The 18,050-nt window shown below is 62.3% G+C and carries 17 protein-coding genes and 1 pseudogene; 9 read left to right on the top strand and 9 right to left on the bottom strand.

What is annotated here, in order from left to right; translation table 11 throughout:
* Positions 1-73 precede the first annotated feature (73 nt).
* On the top strand, positions 74-970 hold the full coding sequence (locus KHO30_RS16170; RefSeq protein WP_211701583.1) for a LysR family transcriptional regulator: 897 nt from the start codon (positions 74-76) through the stop codon (positions 968-970).
* 15 nt (positions 971-985) lie between these two features.
* Here the strand turns inward: KHO30_RS16170 and KHO30_RS16165 are convergent, their stop codons facing one another.
* Genes KHO30_RS16165 through KHO30_RS16155 form a run of 3 tightly spaced genes read right to left on the bottom strand, consistent with a single transcriptional unit; the run spans position 986 to position 4,390 of the window.
* On the bottom strand, positions 986-1,633 hold the full coding sequence (locus tag KHO30_RS16165) for a GntR family transcriptional regulator (RefSeq protein ID WP_093633707.1): 648 nt from the start codon (positions 1,631-1,633) through the stop codon (positions 986-988).
* The gene (locus KHO30_RS16160; RefSeq protein ID WP_425312904.1) at positions 1,630-3,027 is read right to left on the bottom strand and encodes an aspartate aminotransferase family protein; all 1,398 of its coding nucleotides are present in this window, start codon (positions 3,025-3,027) and stop codon (positions 1,630-1,632) included. The genes KHO30_RS16165 and KHO30_RS16160 overlap by 4 nt, the downstream gene beginning before the upstream one ends.
* 13 nt (positions 3,028-3,040) lie before the next feature.
* The gene (locus tag KHO30_RS16155; RefSeq protein ID WP_211701581.1) at positions 3,041-4,390 is read right to left on the bottom strand and encodes a glutamine synthetase family protein; all 1,350 of its coding nucleotides are present in this window, start codon (positions 4,388-4,390) and stop codon (positions 3,041-3,043) included.
* 184 nt (positions 4,391-4,574) lie between these two features.
* On the opposite strand from KHO30_RS16155, the gene KHO30_RS16150 reads away from it, so the two are divergent.
* From KHO30_RS16150 to KHO30_RS16130, 5 genes are all read left to right on the top strand, one after another.
* Positions 4,575-5,612, top strand: coding sequence for an AraC family transcriptional regulator (locus KHO30_RS16150; protein ID WP_200650995.1), 1,038 nt, complete (start codon positions 4,575-4,577; stop codon positions 5,610-5,612).
* 199 nt (positions 5,613-5,811) lie between these two features.
* Positions 5,812-6,705 carry an N-carbamoylputrescine amidase gene (aguB, locus tag KHO30_RS16145; RefSeq protein ID WP_211701580.1) on the top strand — a complete coding sequence of 298 codons (894 nt, stop codon included), beginning with the start codon at positions 5,812-5,814 and terminating at the stop codon, positions 6,703-6,705.
* Positions 6,706-6,796: 91 nt separating this feature from the next.
* Positions 6,797-7,828 carry a histone deacetylase family protein gene (locus KHO30_RS16140; protein ID WP_211701579.1) on the top strand — a complete coding sequence of 344 codons (1,032 nt, stop codon included), beginning with the start codon at positions 6,797-6,799 and terminating at the stop codon, positions 7,826-7,828.
* Between the two features lie 146 nt (positions 7,829-7,974).
* On the top strand, positions 7,975-8,598 hold the full coding sequence (locus KHO30_RS16135; protein ID WP_093633702.1) for a glutathione S-transferase family protein: 624 nt from the start codon (positions 7,975-7,977) through the stop codon (positions 8,596-8,598).
* 140 nt (positions 8,599-8,738) lie between these two features.
* Positions 8,739-9,119, top strand: a complete 381-nt coding sequence (locus tag KHO30_RS16130) for a hypothetical protein (protein ID WP_234486684.1) — start codon at positions 8,739-8,741, stop codon at positions 9,117-9,119.
* Between the two features lie 100 nt (positions 9,120-9,219).
* On the opposite strand, the gene fabV is transcribed toward KHO30_RS16130, so the two are convergent.
* On the bottom strand, positions 9,220-10,416 hold the full coding sequence (gene fabV / locus KHO30_RS16125) for an enoyl-ACP reductase FabV (protein WP_211701578.1): 1,197 nt from the start codon (positions 10,414-10,416) through the stop codon (positions 9,220-9,222).
* Between the two features lie 150 nt (positions 10,417-10,566).
* Between fabV and KHO30_RS16120 the strand changes: the two genes are divergently transcribed.
* Complete coding sequence (locus KHO30_RS16120; protein ID WP_211701577.1) at positions 10,567-13,104, top strand: penicillin-binding protein 1A; 2,538 nt, start codon at positions 10,567-10,569, stop codon at positions 13,102-13,104.
* Between the two features lie 50 nt (positions 13,105-13,154).
* Here the strand turns inward: KHO30_RS16120 and KHO30_RS16115 are convergent, their stop codons facing one another.
* Positions 13,155-14,510: an MFS transporter gene (locus tag KHO30_RS16115; protein ID WP_093633699.1), complete on the bottom strand. Its 1,356-nt coding sequence runs from the start codon at positions 14,508-14,510 to the stop codon at positions 13,155-13,157.
* 146 nt (positions 14,511-14,656) lie between these two features.
* The gene (locus KHO30_RS16110; RefSeq protein ID WP_211701576.1) at positions 14,657-15,775 is read right to left on the bottom strand and encodes a porin; all 1,119 of its coding nucleotides are present in this window, start codon (positions 15,773-15,775) and stop codon (positions 14,657-14,659) included.
* 450 nt (positions 15,776-16,225) lie between these two features.
* On the opposite strand from KHO30_RS16110, the gene KHO30_RS16105 reads away from it, so the two are divergent.
* On the top strand, positions 16,226-16,546 hold the full coding sequence (locus tag KHO30_RS16105; RefSeq protein WP_244864063.1) for a hypothetical protein: 321 nt from the start codon (positions 16,226-16,228) through the stop codon (positions 16,544-16,546).
* A 30-nt stretch (positions 16,547-16,576) separates the two neighbouring features.
* Here the strand turns inward: KHO30_RS16105 and KHO30_RS16100 are convergent, their stop codons facing one another.
* The 3 genes and pseudogenes from KHO30_RS16100 to KHO30_RS16090 form a co-directional block, all read right to left on the bottom strand.
* Positions 16,577-17,008 carry a cupin domain-containing protein gene (locus KHO30_RS16100; RefSeq protein WP_200619457.1) on the bottom strand — a complete coding sequence of 144 codons (432 nt, stop codon included), beginning with the start codon at positions 17,006-17,008 and terminating at the stop codon, positions 16,577-16,579.
* Between the two features lie 105 nt (positions 17,009-17,113).
* A pseudogene (locus KHO30_RS16095) lies at positions 17,114-17,284 on the bottom strand (NAD(P)H dehydrogenase); the annotation flags it as partial.
* Between the two features lie 67 nt (positions 17,285-17,351).
* A complete protein-coding gene (locus KHO30_RS16090) occupies positions 17,352-17,789 on the bottom strand; it encodes a carboxymuconolactone decarboxylase family protein (protein WP_093633696.1) in 438 nt (145 codons plus the stop codon).
* A gap of 136 nt (positions 17,790-17,925) precedes the next feature.
* Between KHO30_RS16090 and KHO30_RS16085 the strand changes: the two genes are divergently transcribed.
* The gene (locus KHO30_RS16085; protein ID WP_372342267.1) at positions 17,926-18,036 is read left to right on the top strand and encodes an alcohol dehydrogenase; all 111 of its coding nucleotides are present in this window, start codon (positions 17,926-17,928) and stop codon (positions 18,034-18,036) included.
* The last annotated feature ends 14 nt before the right edge of the window (positions 18,037-18,050 follow it).

Below are 18,050 nucleotides of genomic sequence, written 5' to 3'. Positions count from 1 at the left end.
CAATGCGCTCATTCTGTGCGGCGGCGAAGGCGGAGTAAAATGAATTTATCATTCCAATTCCTTCATTTTTCTAATGAAAATCGACACGCTCGGCGTACAGGCGTTCGTCGCGATCGCGGATCGCGGCAGCTTTCAAGGCGCCGCCGATTCGCTGCACGTCACGCAAACGGCCATTACGCAGCGTCTACGTAAGCTCGAAACGTATCTCGGCGTCACGCTGATCGAGCGGACCACGCGTTCCATGGCACTGACGGAAATAGGGCGCAGTTTTCTGCCGCAAGCGCGCCGCTTGTTGGGCGAGCTTGCCGATGCGCTGGTGGAAATTCGTGAGACGGGCGTGGCCCGTCGCGGCGATGTGTCGATCGCCTGCGTGCCGACCGTGGGCGTGCAGTATCTGCCGCGCATTCTGCAGGCGTATGCCGCTCGTTATCCGCATAACCGCATCAAGATTCTCGATCACGCGTCGTCTGCGGTGGAGGAGGCGGTGCTGCGCCGGGAGGTGGAGTTCGGCATCAATATCGCCGGCGAGCATCATCCCGATCTTGCCAGCGTGCCGTTGACGGAAGACCGCTACGTGCTGATCTGCCATGAAGATCATCCGCTGGCGAAACGGCGGCGCATCGCCTGGCAGCAATTGCAACCGTATCCGCTGATTTTTGCCGGCGAGGTCAGCGGCAATCGCGCATTGCTCGATGTCGCGCTGGAAAAGAGCGAACTGGCGCTGCGCTCGTTTTACGAAGTGCAGCGCAGTTCGACTGCCGTGGGGCTGGTCGCTCAGGGTGTGGGGGCGGCCGTCGTGCCGGCGCTCGCCATTCAGAAGGGCGCGTATCCGACGGTTCGCACGGTTGAGCTCACGCATCCGGTGGTTTCGCGCACGCTTGTTCTCGTGGCGCGTAAGACCGCTCAGTTGTCGCCGGCGGCGCAGGCGCTTTACGACATGATTCTGGAACAGGCGACGTTGAAAGCGTGATTCCTGCGCCAACCGTTACAAACACTGCGCCCGCAAACAACTCGCCGCATGACTCAGATCGTCCTCGATCGCGCGTCGCACGCCGGCCGCGTCGCGCGCCTTCGCGGCGGTCAGCAAATCGTCGTGGGCGTCGTTGAGCGTGGCGGCGAACTGCGCGTCGCCAAACAACAGATTCGAAATCGGCCCAACCTGTAGCCACACCGTTTCGATCAATTCGAGCAAAAGCGGCGAGCCGGCCGCGCGGTACAGAATCAGGTGAAACGCCTCGTTGGCGTCGAGATAGCCCTTGGCGTCGGCGATCCGCAAGGCCTGCACCATCTGCTCATTCAGTTTTTCCAGCGTTTCCAGATCGTGCTCGCTGAGATGCGGCACGCCCAGTTCGGCGGCCTGGCCTTCGAGAATCAGGCGCACGCGCAGCACGTCGTCGAATTGTTCTTTCGACAGACGTGGCACCGTCACGCCGCAATTGGGCACGTTCACCAGCGCCGATTCGGCGGCGAGGCGCTGTAAGGCGGAGCGCACCGGCATTTCGCCCACGCCGAGTTCGGCGGCGACGTGACGGATCTTGATGCGCTCGCCCGGCACGAAGCGCCCGATCGTCAGCCACTGCCGTAGCGTTTCGTAGGTCTGGTCCTGCAGCGTGTGATGGCGCGAAGTTTTCATAAAGCTCGACAGATCAGTTCCGCAAGGCAGGCGTCGAATGTGGAAACCAGTCTGTCGACGTCGGCCGCCGACGTGTCGGGGCATACCAGGATCATGTTGTGAAACGGCGTGATCAGCACGCCGCGATTGAGCAGGTACAGGTGCACGATGTGCTCCAGTTCCGGGTCAAGCTGGCGGCCGGCTTCGTCACCGTTGCGCGGCAGCGTCGGCGTGAACTGGAATTCGGTGCGGGCGCCGACGCGTGTCACGCACCACGCGAGGCCGTGGCGTGCGATCGCATCCTTCAGACCGGTCTCGATTCGCTCGGCGAGCGCGAACATGTGATCGTAGGCGGCGTCGGTCATGACCTCGGCGAGCGTCGCGCGGATCGCGCTCATTGCTAGCATGTTCGCCGTCAGAGTGGTGCCGATACCGGAGTGGCCGGGCGGTGCGCTGCGCTTGGCGTGCTGCGCGCGGGCTGCAAGCTCCGCGCTGAACCCATACACCGCGCACGGAAAGCCGCCGCCCACCGGTTTGCCGAGGATGAACAGATCGGGTTCGAGGCCGTACGCTCTCGTATAACCGCCGGGTCCGCAACTGATGGTGTGGGTTTCGTCGATCGCGAGCAGCGTGCCGTAGCGGCGTATGAGCGCTTGCGCTTGCCGCCAGTAGTCAGGCTCGGGCAGCACCATGCCGATGTTGGTCATCGCGGGTTCAGCCAGCACGCAGGCCACTTCGCCGTCTTTCAGAGCGTTTTCCAGCGCGGCGAGGTCGTTGAATTCGATCACGTGCGTGGTGCCGAGCAGGTCGTGCACCTGCCCGATCAGGCTGTCGCGCTGTTGTGGCTGGCCGTCGACGAGATCGACGAACACGTCGTCCACGGTGCCGTGATAGCAGCCGTTGAAGATCAGGATCTGTTTGCGCCCGGTCGCCGCGCGCGCCCAGCGCAACGCAAAGCGGTTGGCGTCGCTCGCGGTCATCGCGAACTGCCAGTAGGGTAGGCCGAAACGGCGCGCGAGTTCTTCTCCGACCCACGCGGCATCCTCGCCCGGCAGCATGGTCGTCAAACCGCGCTCGGCCTGGGCTGCCAACGCGCGGGCCACGGGCGCCGGCGAGTGGCCGAACATCGCGCCGGTGTCGCCGAGGCAGAAGTCCGCGTAATGATGACCGTCCACGTCGGTAAACGCGGCGCCGCGTGCTTCTTCGACATAGAGCGAGAAGGGCGTCGACCAGTCGTTCATCCAGTGCAGCGGCACGCCGAACAACAGGTGGCGCGCGGCGCGTTCGGACAGCGCGCGCGATGTCGGCATGGCGTCGGCAAACGCGCGGCGTTCGCGTTCGACGAGCGCCTGTGCGCGCTCCCAGTTGATACCTTGGCGAGTATTCAAATCCAGCTTCTCCGATGACGTTTCCATAAGCCGCCCGCACTCACACGAGCAGTTGCAGATGCTCGCGCTCCCACGCGGTAATGCCTTGCGAGAAGGTCTCGAACTCCTTTTCCTTCACCGCGCAATAGGCCTGCACGAACTTGTCGCCGAGCACGTCCGCGAGTTCGGTGCACTTCAGGAGCGCCTTGAGCGCATCTTCGAGGCCGCGCGGCAATTCGTATTCAAGGTCGTAGGCGCTTTCGATCATCGGCGCCGACGCTTCCTGCTGCTCCACCATGCCGAGATAGCCGCAGGCGAGGGTGGCCGCCATTGCCAGATACGGATTGACGTCGACGCCCGGCACGCGGTTTTCGAGCCGCCGGCCGTCCGGTCCGGAGTTCGGCACGCGGATGCCGCAGGTGCGGTTGTCGTAACCCCAGCGCACGTTGATCGGCGCGGCGGTGAAGCGCGACAGACGCCGGTAGGAGTTCACGTAAGGCGCGAACATCGGCATGGCTTGCGGCATGTACTTCTGCAAGCCGCCGATGTAGTTGAAAAACAGCGGGCTCGCTGTTCCATCGGGAAGCGAAAAGATGTTCTCGCCGGTTTGACTGTCGACGATGCTCTGATGAATATGCATCGCGCTGCCGGGTTCATGTTCCATCGGCTTGGCCATGAAAGTCGCGAAAATGCCGTGACGGAAGGCAGTTTCACGCACCGCGCGCTTGAACAGGAACACGCGGTCGGCGAGATCGAGCGCGTCGCCGTGCGAAAAATTGATCTCCATTTGCCCCGCGCCGACTTCATGCACGAGCGTCTCGACGCCGAGATGCGTGGTCTCGCAGAAGCGCGACAGGTCCTGGAAGAACGGATCGAATTCGTTGACGGCGTCGATCGAGAACGACTGGCGGCCGGCTTCGCTGCGCCCTGCGCGACCGAGCGGCGGGCGCAGCGGTTCATGCGGATTCTTGTTCTGCGCGATCAGGTAGAACTCCATCTCCGGCGCGACCACCGGGCGCCAGCCTCTTTCCTCATAGAGCTTCAGCACACGCCGCAACACCGCGCGCGGTGAAATGCCGATCGGTTTGCCGTCGAGTCCGACACAATCGTGGATCACGACCGCGACCTGTTCGATCGCCCACGGTACGAGCCGCACCGTGTTGGGATCGGGGATGCAGACCATGTCGGGATCGCTCGGCCCGACAAAGCGCTCGAAATCCGCGAACTCGCCGTTGACGGTGATCATCAGCAGCGCGTTCGACATGTGCATCTTGCCTTCCGAGAGAAACAGGTTCTTCGGCACGATCTTGCCGCGCGCGACGCCTGTCATGTCCGGTATCACGCACTCCACTTCATGGATGCGGTGATGTTCCAGGAATTCACGCAGGTCGTCGCGTAGGTCGCTTTGCAAGGTTGACTCCAGTCGGTTGATGAAGACGGCGCGAAGCGCGGCTGCAAACCTTGCGCGAACGAGCCTGTTCGGAAAAGCTGGGTATTTTGCATCATGGGATTTGATCAAATCATCGCACGGATTTTCCCTTTTGGGAAATTTGATCAAATATCATCGGTTGATCGAGGGAACCTGAGAATCACCCATGACCGATGCACCGTGCTCGCCACGCCCGTCGCCGGCCCAATGCGTTGCGACCTTGCATACGATTGCCGCCGCCGTCTCCTTGCTGGAGCGGCAGGGGATTGGCGCTGAGGTGTTGCTGGCGGGAAGCGGCGTTAGCGAGGGCGATTTGCGTCAGCCGTCCGGGCTCGTCACGCACGCGCAGGAACTGATCGTGTTCGCCAACGCGTTGCAGGCTCGCGGCGATACGCGCATCGGCCTCGATATCGGCCGCGCCATGCATATCTCGAGCTACGGCATCCTCGGTTACGCGATGCTGGTGAGTCCCACGCTTGGCGACGCGCTGCAGTGCGCCCAGGACTTTCCCCTACTGCTTGGAAGCTACTTCAAGGTATCGCTGCGCCGCAACGCAGATGTCGCGGCCATCGTCGCGGCCGATTACCGCTACCGGCCGGATCTCGCCGTGATCAATACGGACATGTGTCTCGCGTCGATGTGGGCGGTGGTCTGCGACGTGCTGTCAGCGCGGCGCGCGCCATCCGCGCTCGAGGTGACGTTCGGCGCACCGGCTCACGCGGACGCCTACGAAGAGCGGATCGGCCAACGCGCCACCTTCGACGCTGCCGAAAACGCGCTGATTTTTCCGGCCAGCTGGCTCGACGAACCGTTGCCCCTCGCCGAGCCGGTGAGCTATCTGATGTCGCGTCAGCAATGCGCGCAACTCGAGCGCGAATGGGCCACCGCGGCGGGCAACGACGTCACCGCGCGCAGCCTGCGCCTGCTGTATTCCGACCCACGCCGCTATGGTTCGCTGCGCTCGCTCGCCGATGCGCTGTGCGTGTCGGAGCGCACGCTCAGACGGCGTCTTGCGGGCAGCGGCTCGGCCTTCCAGGCGCTGCTCGACCGCGTGCGCCACGATCTCGCGCTCGACTACCTGGTGCGTACGCGGCTGTCGATGTCGGATATCGCCGAGCGGCTCGGCTATAGCGAAACGGCCGGATTCCGGCACGCGTTTCGCCGCTGGACCGGCCGTTGTCCGAGCGACTATCGCTGCGCGTAGCTTGCGGTTTTCTGCCCTGAGTCCTTTTGAGCGCACGGTGTCAGCGGCGCGACTACGTTCTTTCGTCGAATCCAGTTCCAATGTCACGTCGGCCCGGCCAGATTGGCCACATTTATCCCCTCGATGACCGTTTCCCCGTTATCGCCCAGCCGCGTTCCTCGGGCAGAATTTTCCCAGACGAAAACAGAGGAGACACGAGATGCGAGCAGTCAGCGTGGCGGCAATCCAGTTGGCCGTACCGGGATGGGATCGCGAAGCAAATCTCGCGCAAGCCGAGCGCCTGGTGCGCGAAGCGGCGGCGCAGGGCGCGCAGGTGATCCTGCTGCCCGAGCTTTTCGAGCTGCCGTACTTCTGCACCGAACAGGATTCAAAGCACTTCCGCCACGCGCTGCCGTTCGATGGCCATCCCGCCATCACGCGCTTTAGCCGCGTCGCGGCTGAGTTGAACGTGGTGCTGCCGATCAGCTTCTTCGAGCGGGCCAGCAATGTCTTCTACAACACAGTGGCGATGATCGATGCCGATGGCAGCGTGCTCGGCCGCTACCGCAAAACCCATATCCCCGATGGTCCAGGCTACAGCGAGAAGTACTACTTCACGCCCGGCGACACGGGCTTTCGCGTCTGGCCGACGCGTTACGGCACGCTCGGCGTCGGCATCTGCTGGGACCAGTGGTTTCCGGAAACGGCCCGCGCAATGGCGCTTCTCGGCGCTGAATTGCTGTTCTGTCCGACTGCGATCGGCAGCGAACCGCAAGACGCCGCGCTCGACAGCAGCGCACACTGGCAACGTGTGATGCAGGGCCACGCTGGCGCGAACCTCGTGCCGCTAATCGCCGCGAACCGCACCGGCCGCGAGCAGGGCCGAGACTTTCCGCAGCGCTATTACGGCTCGTCGTTTATCGCCGATCAGTACGGCGAGCAGGCGCAGAAAGCTGGGCGCGACGAGCCCGCGATCCTGCTGCATCGTTTCGATCTGGATGTGGTCGCCGCGGCTCGTCATGCGTGGGGCGTGTTTCGCGACCGGCGTCCGGCCTGCTACGGCATCCTCGCGACAAGCGATGGCGAGCACCGTACCCAGGAAGGGGGAGTTTGAGTGTCGTATCCACGAACGTGGCTGGCCTCAGCGCATCAAGCGACGTATTAAGCGACGGAGTCGAGCAACAAGCATCCTGAGGAGACATTGCATGTTGACTGTGTATAGCGATCGGCACCGGCTGCACCATGGCCATGCCGAATTGATCGACGGCGAAATGAAGCCTTGCTTCGAGATGCCGAGCCGTGCGGATTTCATCCTGGAGCGGGTGCGAGAAACGAAGCTCGGCGACGTGATTGCGCCCGCATCGTTCGGACTCGATCCCGTGCACCGTATTCACGACAAGGGCTTCGTTGCGTTTCTTGCCAGCGCATGGGACCAATGGAGTGCGCTCGGCCGCAAGCACGACGCGCTGCCGCTCATCTGGCCGGTACGTGGCTTGCGCCAGGACCGCGTGCCGGAAGATATCGACGGTAAGCTCGGTTATTACTCGATGGATGCAGGTGTGCCGATTACCGCGGGCACGTGGGCGGCAGTGAGCGATGCAGTGAATGTCGCGCTGACCGGCGCGCGCCATGTGAGGGAAGGGGCACGCGGTGCGTTCTCGTTGTGCCGACCGCCTGGGCATCATGCCGCAGCGGACTATATGGGCGGTTACTGCTACATCAACAACGCGGCGGTGGCGGCACAGTCATTCCTCGACGCGGGCGCGAAACGCGTGGCGGTTCTCGATGTCGACTATCACCACGGTAACGGCACGCAGAGCATTTTCTATCATCGTTCGGACGTATTGTTCGCGTCGCTGCATGGCGATCCGCGCACCGAGTATCCGTTCTTTCTCGGGCACGCGGACGAAACCGGCGCGGGTGCGGGTCTCGGCTACAACGCGAACTTCCCGCTGCAACCGGGTACGGCATGGGCGGACTATGCGGTGGCGCTCGACGCGGCTTGTGCGCGTGTTGCTGATTACGCGCCTGATGCGCTGGTGGTGTCGCTCGGTGTCGATACTTTCGAGGAAGACCCGATTTCGCGGTTCAAGCTGCGCAGCGCTGACTATCTGCGCATTGGCGAGGCGATCGGACGATTGGGGAAACCGACGCTGTTCGTGATGGAAGGCGGTTACGCGGTCGCGGCGATCGGGGTCAACGCGGTGAATGTGCTGACGGGTTTTGAGTCGGTTTGAACGACCCTCTGTCGTGACGCAAGCTGGCCCAGTGCGCAATGTGCGAAGTGTCTATGTTCGCTTTATCGCGCTATCGATACGCTATCGATTCGAGCCGGATTCCCGGTGAATTTATCCATAGCGACTGAACGAGCGGCCCCGATCCTATGCTTCAGATACTAGGCAAAGCTTCATCCATCAACGTCCGCAAAGTATTGTGGACGTGCGCCGAACTCGGCCTGCCGTTTGAACGGGAGGACTGGGGTTCCGGATTCAAGGCGACTGATGTGCCCGAATTTGTCGCTTTGAATCCTAATGCCATGGTTCCGGTGATCAAGGACGGTGAGTTTGTGCTGTGGGAATCCAACTCGATCATCCGTTACCTGGCCGGCCGCTATGACGGCGAGTTTCTGTATCCGAGCGATCCTTGCGAGCGCGCCAGGTGCGATCAATGGATCGACTGGCAGGCGAGCGAGCTGAACCGGGCGTGGAGCTACGCGTTTCTTGCGCTGGTCCGGCACTCGCCGGCTCACCAGGATCGTCAGCAGATCGACCTGTCGTGTGCGAACTGGGCGCGGCATATTGCAATCGTCGACAGGCAACTGGGAACGACCGGCGGCTTCATCGCTGGTTCGGCGTTTTCGCTTGCGGACATTCCGATCGCGCTTTCGATCAACCGTTGGCTTGAGACGCCATTGCAGCATGCCGATTTTCCTGCGCTGACGGCTTATATGGAGCGTCTTGCCACGCGTCCTGGCTATCTGGAGTACTGCCGCAACGGCACACCGTGAGCAGTTCGTTCTCAGGTAATGGCGGCGGCCCTGGCATCACGGGGTCAATTCGCACGCGACGCTTACAAAAAAGCCTGCGCAGTACTTACAAAAACCTAAGTGTCGAGTGCTTCTGCGCGCCACGATCCGAGTCGCCTACAATGGCCGCTTTTGCGACACAGATTGAAGGTTTAATGATGCGGGTATCGAAATTTGCACTGGCTTTGCTGACGGCCTGTTTTACTCTCAACGCAAGCGCCGAGATGACGGCCGCGCAATACAAGCTCTGGGCTCATACCGACAACAACTCGGTCTACGCGGCGTACATCACCGGCACAATCAATGCGCTGGGGTGGGCGAACGGGGACCTGGTGTCGAAGAAGCGTCCGCCGCTGTTCTGCCCGCCGCAAAACCTTGCTATCGGCAATCAGAACGTCTACCCGTTACTCGATCAGTTTTTCACCAACCATCCAAGCATCTCGGACGACTTCCCGATCGGGCTCGCCATTCTGCGCACGCTTCAGGGGGCGTTTCCCTGCTGATACGCCGGATGAGCTCAGCCACGACGCCATCTTGAACGCGTCTACTGCTCATACAGAAAACGCACTGCTTGCGGGGCCGTAAAGACCCCGCAAACGAACATCACATCTGCACGAGCCCCGGAATCTGCACATCCGGATTGACGTCGGCTTCATAGTCCACGCCGGCGATCTCGAATCCGAACAGACGCAGGAAGTCGGTCTTGTAGCCGCTGAAGTCGGTGAGCTCGTAAATATTGTCGTTGGTCACCTGGGTCCAGAGTTCCTGGACGCGCGCTTGCACTTCGGGATCGAGCTCCTTGTAGTCCGCGCGCAGACGGCCTTCTTCGTCGATGTGCGGCGTCGCGCCGTACATGCTGTCCTTGTAGAGACCGTAGACCTGCTCGATGCAGCCTTCGTGCGTGCCTTTCGCCTTCATCACCTTGAAGAGCAGCGACAGGTACAGCGGCATCATCGGGATCGCGGAGCTCGCCTGCGTCACGACCGCCTTGAGAACCGAAACGCGCGCATCGCCGCCCTTGGCCGCGAGTTTCTCGCGGATGCCGAGCACCTTCTCATCGAGATCTTTCTTGGCCGCGCCGATCGAGCCGTTCCAGTAGATATCGTGCGTGATCTTTTCGCCGAGGTAGGTGAACGCGGTCGTCTTCGCGCCGTCGGCGAGCACGTTGGCCTCGAGGAGGGCGTCGATCCACATCTGCCAGTCTTCGCCGCCCATCACCGCGACCGTATTGTCGATTTCGGCTTGAGTAGCGGGTTCGAGGACGGTTTCCTTGATGACTTCCTTGTCGGTGTCGATGCCGCGCAGGTTGACGGCCTTGCCGACCGGCTTCAGGGTCGAGGTGAACACTTCGCCGGTTTTCGGATGCGTGCGCTTGGGCGCGGCGAGACTGTAGACGACCAGGTCGACCTGGCCGAGATCGCGCTTGATGACTTCGATGGTGCGTTGCTTGACTTCGTCGGAGAAAGCGTCGCCGTTGATGCTGGTCGCGTACAGGCCCTTTTCCGTGGCGAATTTCTCGAAGGCGGCGGTGTTGTACCAGCCTGCGGTGCCGGCTTTGGTTTCACTGCCGGCGCGCTCGAAGAACACGCCGAGCGTGGCCGCGTCCGAGCCGAATGCGGCGCTGATGCGGGCGGCGAGGCCGTAGCCCGTGGAGGCGCCGATCACGAGCACTTTTTTCGGGCCATTGGCGATGGGGCCGCGTGCCTTGACGTATTCGATCTGTTCTTTGACGTTGGCTTCGCAGCCAACCGGATGGGTCGATACACAGATGAAGCCACGCACGCGCGGTTTGATGATCATGAAGCACCTCTTGTCAGAATTGCCGACATTATAGTGGGCTTGGGTTTCTGCCTGTGCGCGGCGCCTGGGTTTGTCCATTTGCAGCCCAAAAATCGGCCATCGCCCCGCATCTTGGTAGGATTCAGCCTTTCCCAGCAGACGGTAGCAAGTGTGAAGCGCCTGATCACCTCATTCCTACAGACCCTTGAAAGAGGGCTAACCCGGGCGAACCAGCCCATCGTGCGGGGCCTCTGGCATCTGCGCCATCCCACGCTGCGCGGCGTGGCATGGGCCTGTGCCGCGAGCCCGGTGCTGCTGGTTCTGTATGTGCTGATCCTGATTCCGTTCACGCCCAGCATCGGCGACATCCGCAAGGCGAAAATCGAGCAGCCGGCGCAGATTCTCTCGGCGGACGGCAAACTGCTGGCCGAATTCAAGCCCTCGAACCGCGAGTGGGTGAAGCTCAAGGACATCTCGCCGAATGTGGTGAATGCGCTGATCGCCACGGAAGACCACCGCTTCTACCAGCATTTCGGGCTCGATTGGCGCCGCACGGCGTCCGCCGCTCTGCACACGTTTTCCGGTGACCGGCAGGGTGGCTCGACCATCACCCAGCAACTCGCCCGCAACCTGTATCCCGACGAGATCGGTCGCGCCCCCACGCTGACCCGCAAGATCAAGGAGGCCATTACGGCCTTCAAGATCGAGGCGCTCTACACCAAGGACGAGATCCTCGAGACCTACCTCAATACGGTGCCGTTCCTCTACAACGCGTACGGCATCGAGATGGCGGCGCGAACCTATTTCGACAAATCGGCCGGCGACCTGAATGTGCTGGAAAGCGCGACGCTTACCGGCATGCTCAAGGGTAATAGCTACTACAACCCGGTAATCAACCCGGAGCGCGCCTTGCAACGGCGCAACACGGTGCTGGCGCAAATGGTCAAGTACGGCAAGCTCACGCCCGCGGCCTACGCAACGCTTTCGCGCCGTTCCTTGCGCATCGATTTCGAGCGGCAAACCGAGCCGCCCGGGCCCGCGCCGCACTTCGCGCAGCAACTGCGCAAGTGGCTCGCGGCATGGGCCGATCGCAACGACTACAACATCTATTCCGATGGCCTGGTGGTGCGTACCACCATCGATTCACGCCTGCAGACCATGGCCACTCAAGCCGTGACCTTGCAGGGCAACCAGTTGCAGGGCATCGCGAATTCGGCGTGGGGCACGCGTGCGGGTTGTGCGAACGGCCGCGACCTGCTGCAGACTTTCCTGCGCGAAACGCCCGACTATCGCGCCGCAAAAGACGCCGGCCTGACGGATGACGACGCGATGAAGCGCGTCTCCTCCGACCGCGACCTGGTGAAGAGCGTGTGCGAGTCCAAGACCCGCGTGCAGGCGGACTTCCTCGCCATGGACCCGCGCAACGGCCAGATCAAGGCGTGGGTCGGCAGCCGCGACTTCAGCCAGGACCCGTTCGACCACGTCCAGCAGGCGCGGCGCCAGCCGGGTTCGACCTTCAAGCCATTTGTCTACGCTGCGGCCTTCGAAGACGGCGCTAAACCCAGCGATACATTTATCGACAAGCCCGTTGAGATTCCGCTGGCCGGCGGCGAAGTATGGCGTCCGAGCGACGAGGACGAGCCGAGCGACCGGGCGATTAGCCTGCGCGACGGTCTCGCTTATTCCCGCAACCGGATCACCGCCCAGTTGATGGAAACGGTCGGTCCGAACAAAGTCGCGAAGCTGGCGCGCGCCATGGGCGTGCGCGACAGCGAACTCGACCCGGTGCCGTCGCTCGCGCTCGGCACGAGCCCGGTGACACTGAAAGAGATGGTCTCAGCCTACGGCACGATCGCCAACCTCGGCGGTTACGTGGAGCCGGTGATGGTCACGCGCATCGAAGACCGTAACGGCGAAGTGCTCGCCGAGTTCGAGCCGGCATCGCCGAAACAGGAGTTGCCGGCCGGCGCCGCCCGCACGCTCGTCGATGTGATGCGCGATGTGGTGAGCCGCGGCACGGGTTCGAGCATTCGCAGCCGCTTCGGCGTGCGTGGCGATGTCGCGGGTAAGACGGGTACCACGCAGGGCAACGCGGACGGCTGGTTCATCCTGATTCAGCCGCAGCTTGTGGCCGGGGCGTGGGTCGGCTTCAACGACAGCCGGGTGACCTTGCGCAGCGACTATTGGGGCCAGGGGGCGCACAGCGCGTTGCCGATCGTCGGCGACTTCTTCCAGCGCGCGCAACGCTCGAAGCTGGTGGACAGCCGCGTCAAGTTCGCGACCGACGAGGAGCCGGGCTGGTTTGCGGAACGCTCAGGCAGACTGCGCGAGTGGTTCCAGCATCTGTTTGCAGCGTCGCCCGCGAAGACTGAGGCGCCGGTTGTGACGCGCAATACGACGCGCCATGCGCCTGCTGTTGCGACTGCACCGACGTCCGCTGCATCGGCAGCCGCGGCATCCACCGCGTCCACCGCCGCCGCTGATGTCGAACCGCGCACGCTGCCGCCACAGCCGCCGCTCCTTCAAGCACCGGCGTCGGCGGTTGCGCCTGCCAACCGGGCGGTCGACGGTGAGGTGCATGGCAACGGTGAGCCGGCTTTGGCGCCGACGCCCACGCCGGACGACGTCCTGCCACCTGACGCAGGCGGCGGCGCGGCAAACTCATTCCCGAACGTGCCGGCGAGCGCGCCGGGAAGCGCATCGCCCTGAGGTTCGACCAAGCCGGGCCGCGTAGCCAAATCGGCGCTTCGCAGACGCAGCTAGGACGGCCTGGCAACTTTCTCCCTGCCTGCCGCGCCGGAGTCCGGAAGACTGCACGATGCCTCGAGCGAGGTGTCATGATGCAGCAGAAGCACGGCAGCTACCCCGACGAGTCCCGCGCCCGACAGACACAGCAGACCGGCGCCGAAGCCGCCGGTGCTGTCCTTGATCCAGCCCATCGCGTAAGGGCCGAAAAATCCCGCCAGATTGCCGAGAGAATTGACCGCGGCGATACCGCCCGCCGCCGCCGCGCCCGAGAGGAACGCGGCCGGCAAGGTCCAGATCACCGGCAGGCAGCCGAAGATGCCGAAGCCGGCAATCGAAAGCGCGATCATCTTCTGCACCGGATTGTCGAGCCCGGCCGCCGCCGCAATGCCGCCGGCCGCGACCAGCAACGCAATCGCCACGTGCCATTTGCGTTCGAGCTTGCGGTCCGAATGGCGTCCCCAATAGATCATGCTGACCACGCCGACGATGTAAGGCAAGGACGTCACGAAACCGGTCTGCAGATTGGTGAGACCGAAGGACTTGACGATCTGCGGCAGAAAGAAACTGAGGCCGTAGTTGGTTGCGTTCGCACCGAAATAGATCAGCGCGACGGCGAGCACGCGCGGATTGAACAGCGCTTCCTTCACGCTGAACGTGCGCACGGCCTCACGATGCTCGCGTTCCTGAGCCTGACGGGCGACCAGCCAGTCACGTTCGTCATTGGCAAGCCAGGTGGCGTCCGCCGGTTTGTCGGTCAAATAGAACAGCACGCAGAACGAGAGCACCAGCGCGGGCAGCGCCTCGATCAGATAGACCCACTGCCAGCCGGCTAGTCCACCGCGTCCATCCATCGAGAGCAGGGCGCCGGAAATCGGGCCGCCGATTACCGTGGACAAAGGAATCGCCGCCATGAAATAGCCGACCACGCGGGCGCGATAGGCGGCGGGAAACCATAGCGTCAGCAGAAAGATGATGCCGGGGAAGAAGCCCGCTTCGGCCACGCCCAGCAGAATGCGCAAGCCATAAAACACGTGCGCGGGCGAGAGGCCGGTGAAGCGTGCGATGTCCGGGATATAGGCCATCGCGCCGGCAAGGATCCCCCACGTGAACATGATCCGGGCGATCCAGCGTCGCGCACCGAATTTCTCGAGCAGAAGATTGGACGGGACTTCGAAGAAAAAATACGCGATGAAGAAAATGCCGGCGCCGAAGCCGAACGCGCTGGCAGACAGGCCGAGCGCCTTGTTCATCTGCAGTGCAGCAAAACCGACGTTGACCCGGTCGAGATAGGCAATGAAATAGCAGACGATCAGGAACGGTACGAGCCGAACCGTCACGCGGGTTATGGTGCGTGCTTCGATATCCAACGACGTCTCCTCCGGTTCAGCGTCCGGTCTGTTTGCTTGATGTGCATACAGACTAGTCGGTGGAGCGCGATTCCGAAAGTGTTTTGCCTTCGGGAGCACCTGCCGCCAGGCGAGGCTTTTGCGTCGCCCGGCGGCAGCGTTTCGCCTTAGAACCGATGCGTTATACCCACCGTTGCAAGAATCTGCTTGGTCCCGGGGGCGGTCACGGTCACGCCCGGCCAGCTCACCGTGGCGGTGCCGTTGTTCTTCATGTAGCCCGCCCGCACGTAGAAACTCGTACGTTGGGAGAGCGAATGGTCGGCGCCCACTTCGATGCTCGACGTATTGTCATGCGCGCCGCGCACGCTGCGCTGAACGCCGGCAATCGTGATCGTATCGGCCGGGGTTGCCTGAATTGTTGCGCCCAGCTCTGCAATGCTCAGCGAATGGCCGGTGCCCAGGTGCGCGGCCAGCGACCCAGGCGCCGGGTCCTGCGCGCGGTTGTAGGAATAGTTGAACTGTAAGTTCACGATGCCGATCCGGTAGGCGAGCGCGCCGATGAAGTGCTCGGTGCCCAGCAGGCTCAGCGACGTCGGCAGACCGGCGATGGTTTCCTGGCCCGGATGCTGGTTCACATAGGCAAGACCCGCGTAGAAACCGTAGCCCGAGTAAGTGGCCGCGACGTTCAGCATGTTGCCGGTCGTGGCCGGTATAGGCTGGCTCACCGTGGCGGAGAACGCATACATGCCGTACAACTTCAGGCCTTTCATATCCGGCGATTGATACATGATCGAATTGCTGGCGCGGCCGGAATCGTATTGCGTTGACAGCGTGTTGCGGTCGACTGCGAGGACGTTGGCCGAGAACGGCGACAACACTTCGTTTGCGCGAAACGGGTCGGACGGATAGATGACCCGGAAACTCGGCTCGTACTGCCGTCCCATGGTCAACGAACCGTATTGGTCGTGGCTCAGGCCGACCCATGCCTGACGATAGAAGAGCGCCGAGGTGTCGGCGAACAAGCCGCCGTTGTTCACGTTAAAGCCGGTTTCGACGTTGAACTGCGCCTTCAGGCCGCCACCAAGGTCTTCCGTGCCCTTCAGCCCGAACAGGGAGCCCGTCGAGCCGCCGCTCTTTTCGGCATACGAATGCACGCCGCCGTTGTCGAGATACTGGATGTTCGCGTCGACGACGCCGTACAAGGTCACGCTCGACTCGGCGGCCGCGGCGCCACCAGCGGCAAGAATCAGCGTGGCTCCGCAAACGCCGTGGTTGATAAAACGCATGCATGTCTCCTCTTTTTATATCCGCCTGCTGCGGACTCGATTGCACAGTCTTGCTGCGGGGTTATCGCGGGTAGGGTTCTGCGACCCGAATCCTGCGCGCCACAAAATGGAATGACCGTGCTAATTTCGGTCAACTGGCGGAATAAAGCCAGTGCATTGTTCGTATGAAGAGAGTGCAGAAATTGCATGAAACGGAAGAGGCGCAAAAACAGGGTTTAGGCCCGCGGGGACGCGATGTTGATCCGTTATGCCGTGGACTTGCGGAGTCCCTTCCTGGCGTGGACTACGGGCGATTGTTCAGGCGTGTGCAACAGTGTTTTCGGGTGACGAGGCTGATCTGACGCGCCTGATTGCGCATAATTTCGAGATTGGAAAAATGGTTAAAAAATGTGGGCGAATATGTTCAACCATATGTCAGATTCCGTGCTCGATCAGGAGCGAGCGTCCGAAATGCCGCAGAGGGGAAGCTTGTTGTCGAACCGGGGGCGGGCGCTCATCGCGGCAGTGGTCGCGTGCGCGAGCCTCGTGGGCTGCGCATCGACGACCGATGTCGTCACGACCGACAAACCCGGCACTTACACGGTAGCGGCGAGCGCGACCGGCGGGAAGATGGCCTGGGCTCGCGCGCATGAACACGCGATAAGCGAGGCGCGCGACTACTGCGAGCGTCGCGGCATGCAGAGCAGTGTCACGACTGAAACGGTGAGCGGCGTGGAGATGATGACCGCGCACGCGTCGTCAGTGAATTTTGAGTGTCATCCGAAGTTCTAGGCGGGCGCGGCTGCAGCTCACGTTACGCGTTTATTGCTTGTCGAACGTCACCAGCTTTTTATCCTTTGTGTCCGCCACAAAAATGGCCAGCAGCTTCGCGGGTTCGGTATCGCTCGCGTTTTCGCTGACCGTGTGATGCGCGCCGGGCTTCTCGGTCCAGGATTCGCCCGCATGAAACACGTGCTCCTCGCCATTGTTGATACGACTGCGGATCGCACCTGACAGCACGTAGCCGACCACAAACGCCTGCCCATGCCGATGCGGTAGCGACTTGCCGCCCGGTGGGTAGTCGACGACAAGCGCCGTCATCGTTTTACCCGGAACGTTGGCGATCGCCTCAGTGAACGCGGGCGTAATCGTCTCGCGTCCTGCGGCCGTATCCGCGGCGAAGACGGTTTGCGAGAGTCCCGCGAGGGAAAGACCGGCGAGCGCTACTGTCGCCGTCAGCGTACGAATTTTCATGCGGCTACTCCTGGCTGAGTGCCAGGACATCGCTGTCCTGTTCCAATGCTGAGGCTGGCTCCGGCTTCGCCGTGCTTTCATGGCAGGCGTGCGCTCATGCGACGGCGTGTAGGTCGCGATGGCGAATGCTTCGTTCACATGCGGCGGCGTATCGACTGTGACGTCGAGGTAGTCGACCTCGATATCCAGACCTTCTTCACGCAGGCGCTCCAGAAAATGCTGGCTCAACGCGCGCGAGTTGGATCGCTCGCGTTTGGCGCTCGCGTCGACGTGCATGATTTTCATGACTTGTTTCCTTCCGGGTTATGCAGAAAGGGGGCGCTGGGATAGGGCGGCGGCGCGCTTAGGCCGGGATCTTGCGAAACGCGATCGAAAAACGGTTCCATGCGTTGATGGCGGACACGAGCAGCGTCAGGTCGACCAGTTCCTCGTCGCTGAAGTGCGGGCGAACGGCTTGCCACACGGCGTCGGGTACGTGTTCTTGCGACACCAGCGTGAGCGCTTCGGTCCATTCGAGCGCCGCGCGTTCACGGTCGGTGAAGAAGGGCGTTTCACGCCACACCACGACGGTGGCGAGACGCCGTTCGGACTCACCGCCTTTGCGGGCGTCGGTGGTGTGCATGTCGACGCAGAACGCGCAGCCGTTGATTTGCGAGGCGCGCAGACGGACCAGTTCGGTGAGCGATTTTTCGAGGGCCGATTTGCCGATGCGTTCTTCGACGCCGAGCATCGCCTTGATGGCAGCGGGGTTGGCTTTATAGAAGTCGAGACGTTGTTCCATGATTCACTCCTTGGTGTTGGACCCACTTCGTGGGCCGATGAGTGAAGATTAGGCGTTCGACTGGTGTTATTAAATGACCGATTTTTTCTATTTTTAGGTAGCCACTTTGTCGGTGTGCCATGGGTGGCTACAGTGGGTGACAATGCCCGCGGAATCGTTCGCCCGCGTGGTGGTCTTCGCGATGGGCCAACCGGGCGATGCCGGCCTGAACGAAATCCTGTTCAGGCCGACCCGTCAGGCGCGTTGAGCCGGGCGGTTCTG

This window comes from Paraburkholderia aspalathi, from assembly GCF_905220735.1.
In the GTDB taxonomy this organism is placed as follows: Bacteria; Pseudomonadota; Gammaproteobacteria; order Burkholderiales; family Burkholderiaceae; genus Paraburkholderia; species Paraburkholderia aspalathi.
Note: the sequence above shows the minus strand (reverse complement) of the source record. Positions and strands in the feature narration are given on the sequence as shown.

Excerpts from the sequence above, each read along its gene's own strand:
- KHO30_RS16170 (WP_211701583.1), top strand. The coding sequence starts at position 74 with ATGAAAATCGACACGCTCGGCGTACAGGCGTTCGTCGCGATCGCGGAT.
- KHO30_RS16100 (WP_200619457.1), bottom strand. The coding sequence starts at position 17,008 with ATGAAAATTCGTACGCTGACGGCGACAGTAGCGCTCGCCGGTCTTTCC.
- KHO30_RS16140 (WP_211701579.1), top strand. The coding sequence starts at position 6,797 with ATGTTGACTGTGTATAGCGATCGGCACCGGCTGCACCATGGCCATGCC.
- KHO30_RS16150 (WP_200650995.1), top strand. The coding sequence starts at position 4,575 with ATGACCGATGCACCGTGCTCGCCACGCCCGTCGCCGGCCCAATGCGTT.
- KHO30_RS16165 (WP_093633707.1), bottom strand. The coding sequence starts at position 1,633 with ATGAAAACTTCGCGCCATCACACGCTGCAGGACCAGACCTACGAAACG.
- KHO30_RS16090 (WP_093633696.1), bottom strand. The coding sequence starts at position 17,789 with ATGGAACAACGTCTCGACTTCTATAAAGCCAACCCCGCTGCCATCAAG.
- KHO30_RS16160 (WP_425312904.1), bottom strand. The coding sequence starts at position 3,027 with ATGGAAACGTCATCGGAGAAGCTGGATTTGAATACTCGCCAAGGTATC.
- KHO30_RS16130 (WP_234486684.1), top strand. The coding sequence starts at position 8,739 with ATGGCCGCTTTTGCGACACAGATTGAAGGTTTAATGATGCGGGTATCG.
- fabV (WP_211701578.1), bottom strand. The coding sequence starts at position 10,416 with ATGATCATCAAACCGCGCGTGCGTGGCTTCATCTGTGTATCGACCCAT.
- KHO30_RS16135 (WP_093633702.1), top strand. The coding sequence starts at position 7,975 with ATGCTTCAGATACTAGGCAAAGCTTCATCCATCAACGTCCGCAAAGTA.
- KHO30_RS16105 (WP_244864063.1), top strand. The coding sequence starts at position 16,226 with ATGCCGCAGAGGGGAAGCTTGTTGTCGAACCGGGGGCGGGCGCTCATC.
- aguB (WP_211701580.1), top strand. The coding sequence starts at position 5,812 with ATGCGAGCAGTCAGCGTGGCGGCAATCCAGTTGGCCGTACCGGGATGG.
- KHO30_RS16110 (WP_211701576.1), bottom strand. The coding sequence starts at position 15,775 with ATGCGTTTTATCAACCACGGCGTTTGCGGAGCCACGCTGATTCTTGCC.